The sequence below is a fragment of the Lysinibacillus sp. 1 U-2021 genome, from assembly GCF_029916965.1.
GTDB lineage: Bacteria > Bacillota > Bacilli > Bacillales_A > Planococcaceae > Lysinibacillus > Lysinibacillus capsici.
The window spans coordinates 896,209-916,290 of the sequence record NZ_CP123966.1 but is presented as its reverse complement, the minus strand read 5'-3'; the positions used below and the strand labels follow the sequence as shown (position 1 = coordinate 916,290).

The following is a 20,082-nucleotide window of genomic DNA, read 5'->3' as shown; positions in this document are numbered from 1 at the left end:
TCAACCATGCTCAATCATGTATTAATTATTATATTTGGGCTAATTATTAATGTTTTTGGTGGGCATATTTGTAAAGATGTTCAAGTAGGTTGGGAATAATATCCTATTCCTTTTTTATTTTGCCTCCCCCAAAAAACACCTGCCGTAGCAAGTGTTAATTTTTATTACTTTTCTTTATTCGTATCTTGTTTTGAGATTCCATTTCTTTACGTTTTTGCTCTTCTTCTAGTTGTTTTTATAGATACGTGGAGCATACGTTTTCATAAAGAAAGCATGCATACGTTGTTGAGTTTCAATAGATGGTATGGTGTTTTCAATTCATTCCCTCTTTCCCCATCCATCAGGAGTGGTCCTTTTATTCAAAGAGCAACACTATATACAACTATTATTTTTAGAAATTACTCAACTAATTCTACACTAAGTGTAGTAATCGCAAGTGGTGCTGTATCTTGAACTGTACCATTATAACCAACTTTTACCTTTGAACTGCATCTTAGATGTAAAACTTTCGAGATGCAGTTCAAAAATTTATTTTGGGCTTTTATTGCTTATTTAGTTTTTTGCTCATCACAACATCAATGTGTATTATAAGTGATTTAATTAATTACCGTTTTGAAAATTAATCATTACCTATTACCGTAGATTTTACTCCATACCCGCTCCTCATTTTTTTCCGTTTCACCCGCAATAGCCATCCAACTACGAGATATAGACAAGTAGTTAAAATCCCTGCAGATGGGGAAACGAGAAATTCTTTTCCCTGAGCAAGTTTGATATAGCCATCGAGAATAAGTGGATTAACAAGTGCATCCTCAGTCATATGCATAAGGACAAGCGGCCATATACTCCTTGTCATTAAGTAAATTTCTGTGTACATCACTGTCCAGCAAATCATCGTGACGATACCTATTATTGTAAATAGCCATCTATTGACAGGAAGTACACTGATGATATCACTCTCTGATAAAAACACAAGAAAGTACGGGATATGCCATGTACCCCAAACACCACCAACAATTAGATAGAGCCAAAAATCATCCAACTTTAAATTTGAAAGCTTACTTGTCAGATAACCTCTCCATACGGATTCCTCGAAAAAGTTTTTAACGAATTGAATAAGTAATCCACTAAAAAACACAGATAATACAGTGCTTAGATTAAAGGCTGAAAAGTCCATCCAGTTGAAAACATAGCTAATTAAAAGTACTAAAGTTGTGACTGCTGGATAAATGAAAAGTGCAATGACATACCATTTTAAATTGCCCTTAAAATTAGGCAATAAACCTATATCCCGCCAACCATCTCCTGCGAAGGAACGTAACAGGATGGTTGCAAGCAGCGGAGATATGAGCCAAATTCCCATACCAAGAGTATCTCCCTGAGGCTGCTCTGGAATCAATTTATCCACTAACACACCAAACCAACCACACAGTAACACAACAACAATAAAGATCATTATGTTTCTCCGGGATGTTTTCATCTTCAATTAACCTCCTTGTTTTCAAGTATCGAAAGAATCCACATAATATTAGGACAAGGTGTTTCTGGATGTAGCGCAATATATTGAGCAATTCCTTGTATAGAACACCAAAATGACACTGCAAGGGCTTCTGGATTCCCTTGCCTGATTTCACCTAGCAATTGTCCCTTTTCAATTAAAGGGATACTCCTTTTTATTAATTTGTCTGCTTCAGCAAGCATTTCTTTTAAATCCTCTGACAAATGTTCAAGATGCTGGGCATTTTCCATCAATACAAACATTTTTGCAGCAGATGGATTTGTACAAATCATATTAAATAACTCCTCAACAACTACCTTAAACGTGTCCAATGGTGATTCATCAGTAAAGTGAAAATCCATTTTAAGTCGTTCACAGCCTATTCGAATAAGCTCTTCATAAAGTTTTTCCTTTGAGTCGAAATAATGAAAAAGCAATCCCATACTCATATCAGCAGCTTTGGCAATATCGGCAACCTTTGTTTCCCCATATCCCTTCCGTATAAACAAATCCAGTGCAGATGTTAAAATAACGGCCTTTCGTTGCTCCTTTTGTTCATGTCGTAATGACATTGTAAGCACCCCTTCATTAAAAATATATTCATTGAAATAATATTCAATGAATATTTAAAAATCCCTGCAAAAATACCTACTAAACGTAAAATTTTTTAAGAAGCTAATGGAACTTTTCTGTTTGGAATAAGTCAAATGTAGGAAATATTCAAAGTAAGAGGAGGATAATATGAAGCTTGATGAATTAGTTATGCTGATCTTAATTTAAGTGGACTAATAACATTTTTCATTGTTCCATTTGATAGAAATAATCCTTTTGAACATCCCTGCACTTTTTCAACGCTTTTCAGAGAAAATCTAATGCGGCTCATTTTCCATAAAAAGACGCTATTTGCGGTTATATTATGGATTCTCCTATTAACAGGTATTTGGTTTGGCTTTAAACAACAGGAATACCATATCAACGCTCATAGTGGAAATCCCCCTATTCACACAAATACAACAGCAATTATATATATGTGGATTATTCCTCTATACAATTGTTCTTTATTTACTACTTGCATTGACTACAACTTTCAAAGCTCAAAAAATAACCATTAATTCATCTAAATAATGACAATTTTATGTACATTAAAATAGTAATTGCATAGGGAAAAACAACTTAAACACTATCATTATAATCAATATAAAATATCAGTTATTTACTATGTATTCCAGCTTGATTTTAGAACCAATTCCTAAAAAATATATTTTACTTTTATAAAAAAACATTTAAAAAGTGTATTAAAATCAATATTCCTAGGCAATCCAATCGTACAGCCATCAATAAAAAGGTTCATCTTTTTTGTAAAATAATAACTTGGTAAAGAGGGAATATTTTAACAAAAATATGAGTTGAACTTTCACAAAAAATAGAATACGATGAATTGCGAAAGGTGGTTCACCATCATTCAAGCAATAATAATTTTTTAAAAGGGGTTGGAAATATGTCAGACGTTCTAAAGCAATTTGTTATGCCGAAAACAAACTTATTTGGACCTGGAGCAATTCAAGAAGTTGGTAAACGCTTAAATGATTTAGAAGTGAAAAAGACATTAATCGTAACAGATGAGGGTCTACACAAATTAGGTCTCTCAGAACAAATTGCTAACATCATTACAGCTGCTGGAATTGATGTAGCAATTTTCCCGAAAGCAGAACCAAATCCAACAGATCAAAACATTGAAGATGGCATTTCCGTGTATCATGCGGAAAACTGCGATTCTATTGTTTCTCTTGGAGGAGGCAGCGCACACGATGCAGCAAAAGGTATCGGACTTATTGCTTCGAATGGTGGACGTATTCATGATTATGAAGGCGTTGATAAATCACAAAATCCACTTGTGCCATTAATTGCAATTAATACAACTGCTGGTACTGCCAGTGAAATGACTCGTTTCACTATTATCACGGATACAGCACGCAAAGTAAAAATGGCCATTGTTGATAAGCATGTGACACCGTTACTTTCTATAAACGATCCTGAATTAATGATTGGTTTACCTCCTGCTCTTACGGCGGCTACTGGGGTTGATGCATTAACACATGCTATTGAATCATTCGTTTCTACGAATGCTACACCAATCACGGACGCATGTGCTGAAAAGGTACTTCAACTAATCCCTGAATATCTACCACGTGCCTATGCAAATGGAGCTGATATAGAAGCCCGTGAACAAATGGTATATGCACAATTTTTAGCGGGAATGGCCTTTAATAATGCATCACTTGGTTATGTTCATGCAATTGCTCATCAATTGGGTGGTTTCTATAACCTACCACATGGCGTGTGCAACGCTATTTTATTGCCACATGTTTGTCGATTTAATGTCACAGCACGTACAGAGCGCTTTGCTCGTATCGCTGAATTATTAGGAGAAAATGTAGAAGGTTTAAGTAAGCGCGATGCCGCTGAAAAGGCTATTACAGCTATTGAGAAGTTATCTCAAGATTTAAATATCCCTAGTGGCTTCCGTGAATTAGGGGCAAAAGATGAGGATATCGAGATCTTAGCAAAAAATGCATTGTTAGATGTGTGTGCTGAGACGAACCCTCGTAAAGCAACACTAGAGGATATCAAACAAATCATCACAAATGCAATGGGTCCTATTGTGAAAAAAGAAGAGTCACTCGAGGCAGTTGCCCTTTCTTAATCGACGGTTTCCTATAAGCCTATACAAAGGGTGGAGAAAACAAATGTTTTCTCCACTTTTTTATGGGCTCGATACACACACATTGTCTATCACGGGAACTCTCGCTATACTTTTCTTAAAAAGAATAGGAGAAAACAATATGCGTTTAATTTCAATTTGTCCTAGCAATACAGAATTAGTCGCCTATTTAGGGCTGACAGACCAGCTCGTTGGAGTAGATGATTATTCCGATTGGCCAGCCTCAGTTAAAAATCTACCACAGCTTGGGCCTGATTTATCAATTAACATGGAGGCATTAGAGGCATTACAGCCTGATCTTGTTCTGGCTTCCTTGAGTGTACCGGGTATGGAAAAAAACATTGAGGCACTAAAAGAAAGAAATATTCCTCATATTATTTTTAATGCAAACTCCTTAGAAGAAATTGCGCAAGATCTTCTGACACTTGGGAAAGCTTGTCAAGTGGAGGAACAAGCAAAGACAATCGCTGAAGAGTACATGCATTCCATCGAAAAAATGTATTCCATTGCACGAACAATTCCAAAGAAACCTACCCTTTATTGGGAATGGTGGCCAAACCCTATTTTCACTCCTGGGAAAATAAATTGGCTAACAGAAATTAGCGCTCTTGCTGGTGGCATTAATCTTTTTCAAGATGTTGAGCTTGCTAGTGTTCAAACAGATTGGACAGATGTTGTTAAACGACAGCCTGACTATATCATGATGGCTTGGGTTGGTGTCGCATTTGAGCGTATCCAGCCTGCTAATTTATTAAAACGTCCATATGCCAAAGAGCTACATGCCGTTCAATCGGAACAGCTTCATGTAATGGAAGAATGGCTGTATTGTCGCCCTTCTCCACGACTTGTTGAGGGTGCTATAAAGCTTGCAAAAATACTGCATCCTAAAGAATATGAACAAATAAAACCTCCAAGTTTCTTATGATTAAAAAACCACATCCAGTGTTTTGGATGTGGTTTTGCAAATAGAAATTATATAAATTTCACCATATGATATTTTTTCTTACCTCGACGGACAATACTAAATGCATCCTCTAAACGATCCTTCGCATCGACTACATATTCTAAATCTGTTACCTTTTCACCGTTTACACTAATAGCACCATTTGATACATCTTCACGTGCTTGACGTTTGGAAGAGGAAATGCCAGCCTCCACAAGTAGATCCACAATGTTTTTATCATCTTTAGTCATTTCAATAGAAGGAACATCTTTAAAAGCGTCCTTCATTTCTTCAGCTGAAAGTGCTTTTAGATCTCCTGAGAACAAAGCAGCTGTAATACGGATGGCTTGCTCTAATGCCTCTTGACCATGTATTAAACGAGTCATTTCTTCAGCTAGCGCCTTTTGTGCCTTACGTAAATGTGGCTCCTCCTCTACAGAAACGGCTAAAGCTTCAATTTCTTCACGAGATAGGAACGTAAAGATTTTTAAGTATTTTATGACATCTGCATCAGCTGCATTGATCCAGAATTGGTAGAACTCATATGGAGAGGTTTTCTTACCATCTAGCCAAACAGCACCACCTGCTGTTTTACCAAACTTCGTGCCATCTGCCTTTGTTACTAATGGAATCGTAATTCCAAAGGCTTTCGTTTCTTCCTCGTGTGTTTTACGAATAACCTCTAACCCGGTTGTAATATTACCCCATTGGTCAGAGCCACCTACTTGAATACGGCAATTGTAGTGATTGTATAAATGATTGTAATCAATACCTTGAATTAACGTATAGGCAAACTCTGTAAATGAGATTCCTGTGTCAAGACGAGAAGCAATCGTATCCTTTGCTAACATGTAGTTTACGTTAATTAGTTTCCCATAATCACGTAAAAATTCAATTGTATTGATATTACCAATCCAGTCACGATTGTTCACAAGCTGAGCACCATTGCCATCTTCCGCAAATTCGAAAATACGTTCTAATTGACGACGGATTCCTTGAACGTTTTTATCGATTTGCTCTACTGTTTGTAATTGGCGCTCTTCTGAACGGCCAGATGGGTCACCGATCATCCCTGTCGCACCACCAACAAGTAAAATTGGACGGTGGCCCGCTTTTTGGAATCGACGAAGTGTTAACAATGGAACAATATGTCCAATATGCATGGAGTCAGCTGTTGGATCTACCCCACAGTATAAAGATACAGATTGTTCATCTAATAATTTTGCCATGCCTTCCGCATCTGTTTGTTGGTATAGCAAACCACGCCATTCTAAATCTTGTAATAATTCGTTTGTCATGTTCATTCCTCCTAAAATGGTTAAATTCGTTACGTGCATGGACATGTTTAAATAAAAAAAGTCCCTACACGCAAACAATTGCATGCAGGGACGTTAAGTTACAAACTAACGCGGTACCACCCAGCTTGAAGATGTCATCCACCTTCCACTTCATTCAGCCGCCTTTATCGCAGGCGCGCACGTCTAAGCTCCAAGCACGTAATTCGTCTCTACATTATGACCAGCTTTCACCAACCACTGGCTCTCTAAACAGGGAATATAGACACTACTGCAAGCTCTTCATCACCAGAAAACTATAAACATAATTTTATACGATTCTTTTTCAAAGTCAATAACTATGTTCGTGCTAAAACAATATGTGCTATAATAGACAAGATTTTAGGAGGTCGATACATTGAAAGATTGGATTGAAAAAATCAATGCAAAGATCGATGAATTACTTGAACAAAAATGGATGAAGAAATTACGTATTTCAGGTAGTGTTACCTGGAACTTATTTTTACTATTTTTAGTCTTTGCATTGGTTGGCACTGTATTTGTCGGTTCAGTTGGTGCTGGTTATTTTGCTTCTCTTGTAAAAGAAGAACCGTTACGCTCAAAACAAGAGTTAAGGGATCAAATTTTTAGCTATGAAGAAACCAGTGAGATTTATTTTGCCAACGATATTTATATTGGGAAATTAAGAACAGATTTAGATCGACGTGAAACTTCGCTTAGCAATGTTGCACCAGAGGTCGTGAATGCTGTTCTGGCAACAGAAGATGAATATTTCCGAGAGCATAACGGAATTGTTCCTAAAGCGGTTATTCGTGGGTTATTACAAGATGTCACAAACTCTGCAACGCAGACAGGTGGTTCTACACTTACCCAGCAACTTATTAAAAACCAAGTACTAACTAATGAAGTATCATACGAGCGTAAAGCTAAGGAAATTTTACTGGCGATGCGTTTAGAACATTTTATGACGAAGGAAGAAATATTAGAGGCTTATTTAAATATCATTCCCTATGGTCGTAACTCTTCAGGACGAAATATTGCAGGTGTTGAAACAGCTGCGGAAGGAATTTTTGGCGTAAAAGCAAAAGAATTGTCTCTTCCTCAAGCTGCGTACATAGCTGGTATACCACAGGCACCATTTGCTTATACACCATTTACAAATACAGGTGAACTGAAAAGTGAAGAAGCTTTGAAACCTGGTATTGATCGTATGAAAACAGTACTTTATCGTATGAAAGAAGCTGGTTATATTGATGATGCACAGTATAATGAAGCGTTAAACTATAATATTGCTGCCGATTTCCGTGGACCAGAAATGCGCGCGGAAGATCGTTATCCTTGGTTGACTTATGAGCTTGAAGCTCGTGCAAAAGATATTATTGCTAAAAAACTAGCAAAAGATGATGGGGTTGACCCAGAGCGCTTAAAGTCAGAAAAAAAATTAAAGGATAAATATACAATTTTAGCAGATCGTGATGTTCGTTCAAAAGGCTATCGTATTTATTCAACCATTAATAAAGATATGTATGATGCGATGCAAAAAGCAGCAAAAGACTTCCAGTATTATGGTCATACGTATACTGGTAAAGGGAAAGACCCTGTTACTGGTGAAGAAATTGATATTGAGATGCCAGTACAAGTAGGTAGTATTTTAATAGAAAATACGACAGGACGTATTTTAAGCTTTGTCGGAGGTCGAGACTTTAAAACCACTCAAGTAAACCATGCAACACAAGCTTATCGTTCTAACGGTTCTACAATGAAACCATTACTTGTTTATGGACCTGCCATTGAGTATGGCGTAATCGGTGCGGGTAGCCCCTTAGTTGACGTGAAATTCTCAATCGGTTCTTGGAGTCCAAGTAACTATATTACGAGTGATGAGCGAGGTCTTATCCCAGCACGTGAAGCTTTAGCAGATTCTCAAAACATTTCAGCACTACGTTTATATAATGATATTATTAGTAGACGCCCTGCAGATTTATTAGTAAAAATGGGATTCTCAAAATTACATCCTGATGATTTTACTAACCTAGCAACTGGGATCGGTGCTTTAAGCGAAGGAACTACTGTTGAAGAAAATACAAATGCCTTTGCTACCTTTGCAAATGGTGGCCAATTCATTGACGCTTATATGATTGATCGAATTGAAGACCAAGAAGGAAATATTGTTTACCAACATGAAGTAGAACCTGTTCAAGTATTTAGCCCTGAAACATCTTATATCGTGACAGATATGTTACGTGATGTTCTCACTAAAGGAACAGGGACAATGGCACGAAATACATTAAAATTCTCTTCTGATTTCGCTGCAAAAACAGGGACTTCTCAAGAATATAAAGATGTTTGGTTAGTTGGTTATAACCCTAATGTATCTCTTGGTGTTTGGATGGGTTACGATCAACCTCGTACACTTTATGCATTTAACAACACCTATTTACAGCCAAGCGTTCGGGTGAATAAGCTATGGGGTACTTTAATGAATGCCGTTTACGATGCGGATCCTCAGCTAATCGACCCACCAACAAGTTTTAAGGCGCCTAAAAATGTTGTGACTGCGTCATTCTGTGGCATTTCCGGCATGGCCCCTTCTGCAGCTTGTGCTAGCGCAGGTCTTGTACGCTCAGATTTATTTAATGCGAAAGTATTTTTACCATCACAACCTGATGATAGCTTAGCCTCTTCAAGTGTTGTGACGATTAAAGGAAAAACTTATAATGCGTTGCCAAATACACCAGCAGAGTTTGTAAAAGCAGGTGGCGCAGGCATTAATCAAGACTTTATTAAACGAATGTTAGGTAGACTTGGCGGGAATCCTGCTAGTCTGTTACCAAAGAATTCTACATTGTCGAATTCATCTGTATCAGCAGTTGATTTCCCAGCGGATGGTAGCCCTCCAGCAGCTGTTTCAGCTTCAGTAAATGGCTCTACATTATCATGGTCAGAGTCATCGAATGATGTTGTTGGTTATCGTATCTACAACGTTACGAATGGCGGTAATACACTTGTAACGTCCGTACTAGAGTCAACACAAAGCATTACGGTTGCTAGTGGACAAGCTTATGTAGTGGTCGCTGTAGATATTACAGGTTTAACATCACCGCACTCCAATGTTGTGTCTACTGGCGGTAGTGAAAATGAACCTGACCCTGAGGAAAACGACCAAGAACCAATACCACCTACAACGCCACCTACTAATGGCAATGGTAATGGTTCGGGTAGTAACGGCAATGGCTCCAATAACGGGAACGGGTCTGGTAATAACGGCAATGGCTCCAATAACGGGGATGGTTCTGGTAACAATGGCAATGGCTCCAATAACGGGGATGGCGATGGAAGCAATGGCGATGGAACTGATAACCCCGGAGATGGCACAAACGGAGGAGACAATGGTAATACCACTACTCCAACTGAAACGTCAAGGCGCTAATCCATTTTGCCTTAGCAAAAGCATTTGTATTAGATAATCAATTAAACAGACTTACTGCATATTCCTTATGAATTGTAGTAAGTCTGTTTTTTTGTCATTATTAAGAGGACTACTATTTTGAAGGGGTGAAAATATATGAACATATTGATTTTAGGAGGCACACGTTTTTTTGGAAAAAAGCTAGTTGATCTTTGTATTCAAAATGGACATAATGTAACGATTTTAACACGTGGTCAAAGTGGCAATCCCTTTGGTACACATGTTAAGCAATTAGTAGTAAATCGTAATGATCGTGATGCTTTAGAGCAGGCACTAGCCAATACAACATGGGACATTGTCTATGATAATATTTGCTATTCGCCCAACGAGGCACAAGCGATTTGCGAGATATTAAAGGGAAAAACGAAAAAGCTCGTCTTTACTTCTACTCTTTCAACATATGAGGTAGATGGTAAGATGAAAAAGGAAGAAGACTTTGATCCATACCAGTATCAAATTCGTATGGGACATCAAGAGGAATTTTCTTATGGAGAAGGAAAACGACAAGCGGAGGCAGTCTTATTCAAAGAAGCTTCATTCCCAGTCGTAGCTGTACGTTTCCCAATTGTGATGGGCGAAGATGATTATACTCGACGTTTACATTTTCACGTTGAACATATTTTACAGAATCAGCCGATTACTTTACCGAACATTGATGCAAAGATGAGTTATATTACAGATGAGGAAGCTGCTGAATTTTTATACTTTGCGGGTGTTACTCCTATTGAGGGACCATACAACGCTACCGCATCAGGGGCCATATCTCTCAAAGATCTAATTGCTCTAATTGAAGAAGCAAGTGGTCAGCGCGCAAAAATTTCCCTCATTGGTGGTGATGAGGAATCACAGTCTCCTTATGGGGTGCCTGCTGATTGGTATATGTCCAATGCTAAGGCTGAGAAGGCAGGATTTACGTTTAGTCAGCTTGAAGATTGGTTACCAAAATTAGTGACAACATTAGTAAAACAACTACAATAGCATTTATAGCGCAAAGAATCTGCTAATATCTAGCAGATTCTTTGTTCATCCTAATGTCTAGTCATTTTTGCCGCTAATGCCTCACTTTCTGCTGAACGAAAGTGTATTTTCACGGTAATATGTTCTTTAAAATAGCTACTGCTTTGTCAATCTCTTCCTTTGTGACCGTTAATGGAGGCAAAAGACGAATAACTGTTGGCCCTGCCCCTACTAATAAAAGACCACTTTCTTCCGCTGCCGCGATATAAGGCACAACTTCCGTGTCCCCACAGCCAATCCCTAACAAGAGACCCTGACCTTGAACCGTATAGCTAGAAGGTAAATGAGCCCTTAGTTGTGCCACAAAATAGGCAGATATTTCTCGTACCTGCTGTAAAAAATCCGGCTCAAACACATGATTTAAAACAGCTTGTGCCACATTCATCGCAAGAGGGTTTCCACCAAATGTTGTACCATGTGTTCCTGGACTAAATGTAGCATGAAGCTCAGCAGTTCCGAGCATTGCACCAACAGGGAAACCACCACCTAAGCCTTTTGCCAAAGTTACGATATGTGGCTTTAATACCGTTTGTTCAAATGCATAGCGTGTTCCTGTTCGTCCAATGCCCGTTTGCACTTCATCAACAATTAGTAGTACACCTTGCTCCTCACAGACTTTTGCAATAGCTGCGGCAAATTCTGCTGATACACTATTGACGCCACCCTCTCCCTGAATCATTTCTAGCATTATAGCTGCAACTGAATCATCAACGGTTGCTTCAAGTGTAGCAGCATCATTAAATGGCAAAATCGAAAATTTTTCTACGAGTGGTCCAAAGCCATTATGTACTTTGCCTTGACCTGTTGCAGACATTGCTCCAAAAGTACGACCGTGGAATGATTTTTCAAATGTAATAATATGATGTTTGCCTGTATGCTTACGAGCTAATTTAATGGCCGCTTCATTAGCCTCAGCGCCGCTATTACAAAAAAAGGCATGCGAAAAGTGTGTATTAGCAATTAATTTTTCTGCCACCTTTTCCTGACCTGGTATTTCAAAAAGATTTGAAATATGCCATAGCTTTTGGCTTTGCTCTTGAAGTGCCTGTACAACGGCTGGATGGGCATGACCAAGACTCACTACAGCAATGCCACTAGTAAAATCCAAGTATTGCTTCCCTGTTGAATCCTCAACAATTGTCCCCTGACCTTTAACAATTTGTGCACGACGCTTGCCGTAATTCTCAAATAAAACACTCATGTTATCATCTCCACTATATTTAAAATAGTTTCTTTCAACAACTATACTTCTCAAGCTATCCTATTTAGAACACTAGGAAGAAAGAAGTTCACTTGTGGCTACAATTGTTGTACCAATTAAAGTTGCGCCTACGATTTGTACAGAAGGAATCCCTGACCGTAAACAGTCAATCGCTCCCTGCACTTTCGGAATCATTCCACCATAAATATGGCCCTGCTCTGTCCATTGATCTATAAGACTAGGTGTAGCTATTGCTTGATATTCATCTTCAATACGGATACCACTCACATCTGTCACGAGTAGTAAGCTATCTGCTCCGATGGCTAAAGCAATTTCACTTGCTACCGTATCGCCATTAATATTAAGAGCCTGACCTGCTTCGGTCGTACCTACGCAGGCAATAACAGGTACAATCCCTACACCCATTAAAGCTTCCAATAAGGATGTATTGATATTTTTAATAGCTCCGACATAGCCATAAGCCTCTTGATCTAAAAAGTCTACGACCATCAACTGTCCATCAAAGCCATTTAATCCGATGGCTGTTATACCAGCTGTTGTTAACTCATGAACTAATGCAGTGTTTACTTGTCCTATTAGAGTGGATTGGACAACTTTAATTGCAGAATCATTCGTGACGCGTATTCCATTTAATGTATGTGATTGTATGCCTTGAGCAGCTAGTTCTCGATTTATGGCTGGCCCACCTCCGTGGGTAATAATCAGCTCTACCCCACTCTCTTGTAATCTTTTAAAATTATCAAAGAAAGTATCATTTAAACCTTCCAGTGTACTGCCCCCAAGCTTAATGACCACACGTTTATGAGCGGTATGATGCATTGATTTGGACATAGTCATATGTTAAGTCACATCCCCAAGCATGCCCCTTACCATCACCCACACCAAGAGACACATAGATTTTTACTTCATGCATTTTTAATATTTGAATTAACTCATTCTCAGAAAAGGGAATTGGTTCACCGTTTTCTACCATAGTAGCACCACCGATTTGGATGGTAATTTTATCTGGATCAACTGTTGCGCCACTATACCCTACTGCTGCAATAATACGCCCCCAGTTAGCATCACAGCCGAAAACAGCAGTCTTTACAAGTGGTGAACCAACGACTGTTTTTGCAATTTTACGTGCCTCCTCGTCTGAAATTGCACCAACAACTTCTACTTCGATAAGCTTCGTTGCTCCTTCACCATCTTTGGCAATCATTTTTGCTAAATCTTCCGCTACTGTTTGCAAAGTGTAAAAGAAATTTTGCCAATCTGGATGCTCTGGTGTTAATGAATCATTCCCTGCCAAGCCATTAGCCAATATTACCACTGTGTCATTAGTAGACGTATCCCCATCAACTGTAATAGCATTAAATGTTAAATTAGTAATAGTTGTTAATGCTGCTTGCAACACCTCAGATTCAATGTTGGCATCTGTTGTAATAAAGCCTAGCATTGTTGCCATATTAGGTTCGATCATACCTGAACCTTTTGCTACACCTGCAATAATAACTTCCTTGCCATCCACAGTTGTACTATAGCTTGTGTTTTTCATGACAGTATCTGTTGTCAAAATAGCCTGTGCAAAGTCAATCGCACTTTCTAAATTGTCCTTTGGCTCTAACTGTAGAATACCGTTTGCTACTGGCTCTAATTTCATCATTTCTCCAATAACACCCGTCGAGCAAACTCCCACCAAATTTGGTGCAATCCCTAATTTTTCAGCAGCTAGCGCTTGCATTGTTTGGGCATCTTTTACACCTTGTTTACCTGTACAAGCATTCGCATTGCCTGAATTGACGATCATCGCTTGCATTTTCTTAGTTGCATAAACAACTTCCTTCGTGACTTTTAATGGTGCTGCTTGCACAGCGTTTGTAGTAAAAACACCTGCAACACTTGCTGGGACTTCACTTACTAAAAGGGCTAAATCTTTTTTCTTATGTTTTAAACCACAGTGTAATCCGGCTGCCTTAAAGCCTTTTGGTGAAACAATATTTTTACTTGATAATTTTTTCATTACATTCGTTGAAGTGGTAACTGTCATCCGAAATTCCTCCTTAGATTAATAAATAAGAGAAGCATACAGTTTCCTGCATGCTGTTAAATAAAGAATGGTACGACATCTAGCCCTGTCGTTTGTGGTAAGTCAAATTGCACATTCATATTTTGGATTGCTTGCCCCGCTGCTCCTTTGACAAGGTTATCAATTACACTAACAATTGTGGCGCGATTTGTACGGGAATCTACTTTCACTAGAATGTCACAATAATTTGATCCCTTGACACGATTTGTCCCTAAACTAGATGCATCCGTAACGATTCGAACAAATGGATGATTCTCATAGGTTGCCTGTAAGCAAGTGATCAATTGCGACTCTGTAATTCCCTGCATTACTGGTGCATAGGATGTCGCCAAAATTCCCCTGGTCATTGGAACCAGATGCGTATTAAAAGTAACCTTTGTATCTGCTTGAGCAAACATGGAAAGTGCCTGTTCAATTTCGGGAATATGTTGATGTGTATTTACTTTATAGATTGAAAAATTCTCATTTGTCTCACTAAAATGGGTAGTTTGTGAGGGCTTATTGCCTGCTCCTGAAATACCACTCTTTGCATCAATAACTAGAAAACTAGGATCAATTAAACGTTCTTTTACAAGTGGTAGTAAGGATAATAAAACTGCTGTTGGGTAGCAACCCGGATTAGCAACAAGTGTTGCTTGACGTATAAGCTCTTCATTCCATTCTGTTAAACCATATACACTTTGTTGAACACTATGAAACGGTGCAGCTTTTTTGCCATACCAGGTTTCATAGCTTGCTAGATCTTTTAACCGAAAATCACCAGATAAATCGATTAGCTTTGGTCCTTTCCCAACCAAAGGCGGTAATAGCTCACTTGTCACCCCAGATGGTGTACTCGTAAAAATAACATCGAATTTTTCTAAAGTGTCATACGCAATCTTTTGTAACGGTGTATCAGCTATCCTAACAAGATGGCCAAATTTGGAAGAAAATTGGACACCCTCTTCTGAAGAAGTAAATAAATCAATTCGTTCCACAGCTGGATGATTATATAAAAATCGAATAAGTTCTAGACCGCCATATCCAGTTGCTCCAACAATACCTACTTTCACTGCACTCACCTCTGAAATAAGTTAAAAATAGTATACGTCTGCATATTTATTAAGTCAACTGAATTTTTATTTAATTCATTGTTTTTTTGAAATAGATAATATTTCACTTACTCTCACCTCTATACTATTGTAAATCCAGAAAAAAGAAGGCAAGAATCCTTTCGCCCATCGAATGAATCCTTGCCTTCTTTTTATGCACATGTTGTATAAATATCAATTGATGTTTTAGATAATTAATTAATCTTCCATGGTTGATAAATCACCAGTCGGTAAATTCAATTCCCAAGCTTTCAAAACGCGACGCATAATTTTACCACTACGTGTTTTTGGCAATTTATCTTTAAATTCTATTTCACGTGGTGCTGCATGTGCAGATAAACCTTTTTTAACAAAATCACGTATATCTTCAATTAATGCATCAGAAGGTTCTACCCCTTCTCGTAAGGATACAAAGGCTTTAATGATTTCACCTCGCACTGGATCTGGTTTGCCGATAACACCTGCTTCAATTACATCTGGATGCTCAAGTAGCTTACTTTCTACTTCAAAAGGTCCTACACGTTCACCAGCCGTCATAATAACATCATCCACACGCCCCTGGAACCAGAAGTAACCCTCATCATCCATATAGGCTGAATCTCCAGAAACGTACCATTCTCCTTTTAGGAAATAAGATTCATAGCGCTCTGGATTGCCCCAAATTTGGCGCATCATGGCAGGCCAACCACGACGAATAGCTAGATTCCCCATTGTAAATGGTGGAACCTCATTGCCTGCATCATCTACAATCGTCGCATGAATACCAGGAAGAGGTTTCCCCATTGAACCTGGCTTAATATCCATCGATGGATAATTACAAATCATATGCGCTCCAGTCTCTGTCATCCACCATGTATCATGTATACGATGACCTAGTTCCTCTACTCCCCAGCGAATAACTTCTGGATTCAAAGGCTCACCAACAGACAGCACATGGCGTAAAGATGTTAGATCATAGCTTTCAAGCAAGCCACTACCTGCACCCATCAGCATACGGAATGCTGTTGGCGCACTATACCACACTGTCACACTATAATCTTCAATAGCCTGATACCATGCTTGTGGTGAAAATCTCCCTCCGACGATTAGCATTGTTACACCGTTTAACCACGGACCAAAGATGCCATAGGCTGTTCCTGTAACCCATCCAGGATCAGCTGTACACCAATAAATATCATCTTCACGTAAATCAAGTACCCATTGTGTCGATTGATATTGCTGAATCATAGCATTATGAACATGCAATACACCCTTTGGAGCACCTGTTGATCCAGAGGTATAGTGAAGAATCATCCCATCTTCTCTGTCTACCCACTCTATATCAAAATGAGCTGAAGCTTCTTTTAAATGTTTAGTAAAGTCCAGGATTTTATCTGTTTCCTCAACGCCCTCCCCTACTAAAAAGATATGCTCCAATTTAGGTAATTTAGCTAAAGGTACACGTTCAAGTAAAGCAGGTGTCGTGACTAATACTTTCGCCTCACTATCAGCAAGTCGATCATACACAGCACCTTCCATAAAAGCTTCAAACAATGGTCCAACAATAACCCCCATTTTCAACGCACCTAATAATGAAAAATAGAGCTCAGGTGAACGAGGCATAAAAATAAATAAACGATCACCTTTCTGCAGATTAGTAGTCGCTTTAAAAACATTTGCTGCTTTGTTTGTTAACCTTTTCATTTCATTAAATGAATATGCCTCTTTCCGTTTACCATCATTAAAATACAATGCCACCTTATTTTTGCGATGTGTTTCTGTATGGCGATCAATAGCCTCATATGCCATATTCACTAAACCTGTTTCGCTCCAACTAAATGCCTTTTCCGTATCTGCCCAATTATGAGATTCTGCCACTTCTTCATAATTCGTTAAATGGTGTTGACCAGGTAAAGCCATTAACTTCTCCTTCATTTTCATCCCCATGAAAATACCCCTTTCTTTGCTTTTGTTTTTGACTAAATTTCAACAATCCCCCCTGTGGAAATTCAGAGAATTTTCCAAAAGCAAAATTGATATGTAGCATTTGTTATATAACAGATATCCATAGTATTAATGTTCGAATCCCTAATAGCACTACTTTTATCTGTTAAATAACAGAAGCAATATAATCCTATTTTACACGAATTCGGATAGATTGTCTTAATATTTTTATTTTTCCAAAAATACAGGTATATTTTGCAAAAATAAGCGTTTTTACGCAAGAAATCAGCTATAATGGAATTATTAAACTCAGGTGGTGTAATTATGGAACATAAAAAAACTTTTTTTTCTGTCACAAAGGAAACAAAGCATGGTACTGTGTATGTGGAAGGACCTGTGCCTCCAGAAAAATTAGCTACATATTCATTCCATGAAGGCTTGGTTGCCTTCAGACCTCCAAAACAGCAACAGCAGGCCATTATAGAAATTGCTGGACTACCCGAAGGCCGAATTATTATTATTCGAAACGAAGATATTATTGTAGGCTATGTTACCTATCTTTACCCTGATCCACTTGAACGATGGGCAGAAGATCGTATCGATGACATGATCGAATTAGGTGCCATTGAAGTCATTCCAGACTACCGTGGTACTGGTGCAGGGAAAGCACTATTAGCCGTTTCATTTATGGGGGATGAAATGGAAGATTATCTTGTGATTACTACCGAGTACTATTGGCATTGGGATTTAAAAGGAACTGGTTTAAATGTTTGGGATTATCGTAAAATGATGGAAAGAATGATGAGTTCTGCTGGTTTCGAATATTTTGCAACAGATGATCCTGAAATTACATCACATCCAGCCAATTGCCTGATGGCACGCGAAGGAAAACGGGTGCCTCCTGAGACAATGGAAAGATTTGATAGACTTCGTTTTAGAAATCGTTTCATGTATTAAAACTAATACAAAGGGGATGCATATATGATTGTAGAAGAAATTATGAATGATAAGCCTTATACATTAGCTCCTACCAATACAGTGCAGGAGGCACTAAAGTTAATGCGTGAAAAGAAGGTTCGTCATTTACCAGTTGTAGATGAAGAACATCACGTTTTAGGTGTAATTACTGAACGAGATATTAAAGAGGTCTTGCCCTCATCTTTGCAGGATGAACCAAACTCTCCTATTTTTAATGCAAAAGTAGAGGATATTATGGTGAAAGACCCACTTATAGGTCATCCACTAGATTTTGTTGAAGAGGTAGCACTTACTTTTTACGAATCAAAAATAGGCTGTTTACCTATCGTCTCTGGAGGAAAATTGGTAGGCATTGTTACGACAACAGATTTACTCTATACATATATAGAGCTGACTGGTGCTACAGAGCCTGGGTCAAAAATCGAGATTCGGGTATCCGATACACCGGGAGTTTTATTTGAAATTACAAAAATATTTCATCAACATCATGCCAATGTTCAAAGCGTCTTAGTTTATCCTGACTCTGAAAATACACAAAACAAAATTTTAAGCGTCCGAGTAAAAACACTAAATCCTTTAGCAATGATTGAAGATCTACGCAAAGAGGGCTTTGATGTCCTATGGCCAAATTTACCGGGTGTTTCGCTATAATGAAAAAAGCCGTATTCGTATACTCGCCAGAACAACTCGGATATAAATTTTCAGATACACATCCTTTCAATCATAAACGCTTGACGCTAACTATGGATCTACTAAAAAATATAAATGCTCTCGATGATGTAGATATTGTACCAGCACGTGTTGCAACAGAAGAAGAGCTATTGCTTGCACATGATTCAAAATATATAGATATCGTAAAAAAAGCAGGACATGGTGAATTATCAGAAGCTCAATGTGAAAGCTATGGAATTGGTACTGAAGATACCCCCATTTTTGAAAATATGCATGAAGCAAGTGCACAGCTAGTTGGTGGAACTTTAACCGCTGTTGATTATGTAATGGAAGGAAAAGCCGAACACGCCCTTAACCTTGGTGGAGGACTCCATCACGGTTTCCGTGGTCGTGCATCAGGTTTTTGTATTTACAATGATAGCACAGTAGCTATTCGTTACTTGCAGGAAAAGTACAACGCGCGTGTACTTTATGTAGATACAGATGCTCATCATGGAGATGGTGTCCAATGGAGCTTTTATGAGGATCCTAATGTTTGTACACTGTCCATACATGAAACTGGTCGTTATCTATTCCCTGGAACCGGAAATATTACTGAACGCGGCAATGGTCAAGGCTATGGGACCTCGTTTAATTTTCCCATGGATGCATTTACTGAGGATGAAAGTTTCCTAGAGATCTATGAACAGTCCATGCGAGAGATTTTTGAATTTTTCAAGCCAGATGTTGTATTAACGCAAAATGGTGCAGATGCACATTATTTTGATCCATTAACACATTTACATGGAACAATGAATATTTATCGCGAAATTCCTAAGCTAGCTCATCAATTAGCACATGAATATTGTGATGGTCGATGGATTGCAGTGGGTGGCGGTGGCTACGATATTTGGCGAGTGGTACCCCGTGCCTGGTCCATGTTATGGTTGGAAATGACTGACCAAGCGTTACCAATAGGACCACTCCCTCATGCATGGCTGGATCGCTGGCAACCAGAAGCCCCCGTTCCTTTTATTCCAACATGGGAGGACCCGATTCCTTTATATGAGCCCATTCCTCGTAAAGCAGAAATAGAGGAAAAAAATGCTCAAATGTTAGCCAAATCGCTACATATTATTCGGAATGAAAGACGGGATTAATTTGTTGGCCTCACGATATTCGTGGGGCTTTTTAAATTCGAT

At 38.5% G+C, this 20,082-nt stretch carries 15 protein-coding genes and 1 other annotated feature; of the genes, 7 read left to right on the top strand and 8 right to left on the bottom strand.

Annotated features, from left to right (window positions below):
* Positions 1-619: 619 nt before the first annotated feature.
* The gene (locus QH639_RS04750; RefSeq protein ID WP_131521324.1) at positions 620-1,480 is read right to left on the bottom strand and encodes a CPBP family intramembrane glutamic endopeptidase; all 861 of its coding nucleotides are present in this window, start codon (positions 1,478-1,480) and stop codon (positions 620-622) included.
* A gap of 2 nt (positions 1,481-1,482) precedes the next feature.
* Positions 1,483-2,070 carry a TetR/AcrR family transcriptional regulator gene (locus tag QH639_RS04745; protein ID WP_237898463.1) on the bottom strand — a complete coding sequence of 196 codons (588 nt, stop codon included), beginning with the start codon at positions 2,068-2,070 and terminating at the stop codon, positions 1,483-1,485.
* 926 nt (positions 2,071-2,996) lie between these two features.
* Between QH639_RS04745 and QH639_RS04740 the strand changes: the two genes are divergently transcribed.
* Both QH639_RS04740 and QH639_RS04735 read left to right on the top strand, forming a co-directional pair.
* On the top strand, positions 2,997-4,202 hold the full coding sequence (locus QH639_RS04740) for an iron-containing alcohol dehydrogenase (RefSeq protein WP_004226138.1): 1,206 nt from the start codon (positions 2,997-2,999) through the stop codon (positions 4,200-4,202).
* Positions 4,203-4,341: 139 nt separating this feature from the next.
* Positions 4,342-5,145: a cobalamin-binding protein gene (locus QH639_RS04735; RefSeq protein ID WP_131521322.1), complete on the top strand. Its 804-nt coding sequence runs from the start codon at positions 4,342-4,344 to the stop codon at positions 5,143-5,145.
* A 47-nt stretch (positions 5,146-5,192) separates the two neighbouring features.
* Here the strand turns inward: QH639_RS04735 and tyrS are convergent, their stop codons facing one another.
* A complete protein-coding gene (gene tyrS, locus QH639_RS04730) occupies positions 5,193-6,461 on the bottom strand; it encodes a tyrosine--tRNA ligase (protein ID WP_281115694.1) in 1,269 nt (422 codons plus the stop codon).
* 83 nt (positions 6,462-6,544) lie between these two features.
* Positions 6,545-6,753, bottom strand: a binding site (T-box leader).
* 102 nt (positions 6,754-6,855) lie between these two features.
* Between tyrS and QH639_RS04725 the strand changes: the two genes are divergently transcribed.
* Positions 6,856-9,888, top strand: a complete 3,033-nt coding sequence (locus QH639_RS04725) for a transglycosylase domain-containing protein (protein WP_281115693.1) — start codon at positions 6,856-6,858, stop codon at positions 9,886-9,888.
* A 135-nt stretch (positions 9,889-10,023) separates the two neighbouring features.
* Positions 10,024-10,905, top strand: coding sequence for an NAD-dependent epimerase/dehydratase family protein (locus tag QH639_RS04720; protein ID WP_066037564.1), 882 nt, complete (start codon positions 10,024-10,026; stop codon positions 10,903-10,905).
* A gap of 109 nt (positions 10,906-11,014) precedes the next feature.
* Here QH639_RS04720 and QH639_RS04715 read toward each other — a convergent pair whose 3' ends face one another.
* From QH639_RS04715 to acsA, 5 genes are all read right to left on the bottom strand, one after another.
* Positions 11,015-12,145, bottom strand: a complete 1,131-nt coding sequence (locus tag QH639_RS04715) for an acetylornithine transaminase (RefSeq protein WP_281115692.1) — start codon at positions 12,143-12,145, stop codon at positions 11,015-11,017.
* 72 nt (positions 12,146-12,217) lie between these two features.
* Positions 12,218-13,003 (bottom strand): acetylglutamate kinase, encoded by a 786-nt coding sequence (gene argB / locus QH639_RS04710; RefSeq protein ID WP_281115691.1) that lies wholly within the window; start codon positions 13,001-13,003, stop codon positions 12,218-12,220.
* The gene (gene argJ, locus QH639_RS04705; protein ID WP_131521317.1) at positions 12,966-14,198 is read right to left on the bottom strand and encodes a bifunctional glutamate N-acetyltransferase/amino-acid acetyltransferase ArgJ; all 1,233 of its coding nucleotides are present in this window, start codon (positions 14,196-14,198) and stop codon (positions 12,966-12,968) included. Before argJ ends, argB begins: the two co-directional genes overlap by 38 nt.
* A gap of 56 nt (positions 14,199-14,254) precedes the next feature.
* Entirely contained in the window at positions 14,255-15,289 is a 1,035-nt protein-coding gene (argC, locus tag QH639_RS04700; RefSeq protein WP_237898474.1) for an N-acetyl-gamma-glutamyl-phosphate reductase, read from the bottom strand.
* Between the two features lie 237 nt (positions 15,290-15,526).
* Positions 15,527-17,254 carry an acetate--CoA ligase gene (gene acsA, locus QH639_RS04695; protein WP_371824157.1) on the bottom strand — a complete coding sequence of 576 codons (1,728 nt, stop codon included), beginning with the start codon at positions 17,252-17,254 and terminating at the stop codon, positions 15,527-15,529.
* Between the two features lie 321 nt (positions 17,255-17,575).
* Here acsA and QH639_RS04690 point away from each other — a divergent pair, with 321 nt between their 5' ends.
* The 3 genes from QH639_RS04690 to QH639_RS04680 are packed head-to-tail and all read left to right on the top strand — an operon-like array spanning position 17,576 to position 20,040.
* Positions 17,576-18,208 (top strand): GNAT family N-acetyltransferase, encoded by a 633-nt coding sequence (locus tag QH639_RS04690; RefSeq protein WP_131521315.1) that lies wholly within the window; start codon positions 17,576-17,578, stop codon positions 18,206-18,208.
* 24 nt (positions 18,209-18,232) lie between these two features.
* Positions 18,233-18,880: an acetoin utilization AcuB family protein gene (locus QH639_RS04685; RefSeq protein WP_131521314.1), complete on the top strand. Its 648-nt coding sequence runs from the start codon at positions 18,233-18,235 to the stop codon at positions 18,878-18,880.
* On the top strand, positions 18,880-20,040 hold the full coding sequence (locus QH639_RS04680; RefSeq protein WP_237898476.1) for an acetoin utilization protein AcuC: 1,161 nt from the start codon (positions 18,880-18,882) through the stop codon (positions 20,038-20,040). The genes QH639_RS04685 and QH639_RS04680 overlap by 1 nt, the downstream gene beginning before the upstream one ends.
* The last annotated feature ends 42 nt before the right edge of the window (positions 20,041-20,082 follow it).

What these genes read in the sequence shown, in the direction of transcription:
- QH639_RS04740 (WP_004226138.1), top strand. Translation starts at nt 2,997, where the DNA reads ATGTCAGACGTTCTAAAGCAATTTGTTATGCCGAAAACAAACTTATTT.
- argJ (WP_131521317.1), bottom strand. Translation starts at nt 14,198, where the DNA reads ATGACAGTTACCACTTCAACGAATGTAATGAAAAAATTATCAAGTAAA.
- QH639_RS04750 (WP_131521324.1), bottom strand. Translation starts at nt 1,480, where the DNA reads ATGAAAACATCCCGGAGAAACATAATGATCTTTATTGTTGTTGTGTTA.
- QH639_RS04735 (WP_131521322.1), top strand. Translation starts at nt 4,342, where the DNA reads ATGCGTTTAATTTCAATTTGTCCTAGCAATACAGAATTAGTCGCCTAT.
- QH639_RS04745 (WP_237898463.1), bottom strand. Translation starts at nt 2,070, where the DNA reads ATGTCATTACGACATGAACAAAAGGAGCAACGAAAGGCCGTTATTTTA.
- acsA (WP_371824157.1), bottom strand. Translation starts at nt 17,254, where the DNA reads ATGGGGATGAAAATGAAGGAGAAGTTAATGGCTTTACCTGGTCAACAC.
- QH639_RS04720 (WP_066037564.1), top strand. Translation starts at nt 10,024, where the DNA reads ATGAACATATTGATTTTAGGAGGCACACGTTTTTTTGGAAAAAAGCTA.
- tyrS (WP_281115694.1), bottom strand. Translation starts at nt 6,461, where the DNA reads ATGACAAACGAATTATTACAAGATTTAGAATGGCGTGGTTTGCTATAC.
- QH639_RS04715 (WP_281115692.1), bottom strand. Translation starts at nt 12,145, where the DNA reads ATGAGTGTTTTATTTGAGAATTACGGCAAGCGTCGTGCACAAATTGTT.
- argB (WP_281115691.1), bottom strand. Translation starts at nt 13,003, where the DNA reads ATGACTATGTCCAAATCAATGCATCATACCGCTCATAAACGTGTGGTC.
- QH639_RS04685 (WP_131521314.1), top strand. Translation starts at nt 18,233, where the DNA reads ATGATTGTAGAAGAAATTATGAATGATAAGCCTTATACATTAGCTCCT.
- QH639_RS04690 (WP_131521315.1), top strand. Translation starts at nt 17,576, where the DNA reads ATGGAACATAAAAAAACTTTTTTTTCTGTCACAAAGGAAACAAAGCAT.
- QH639_RS04680 (WP_237898476.1), top strand. Translation starts at nt 18,880, where the DNA reads ATGAAAAAAGCCGTATTCGTATACTCGCCAGAACAACTCGGATATAAA.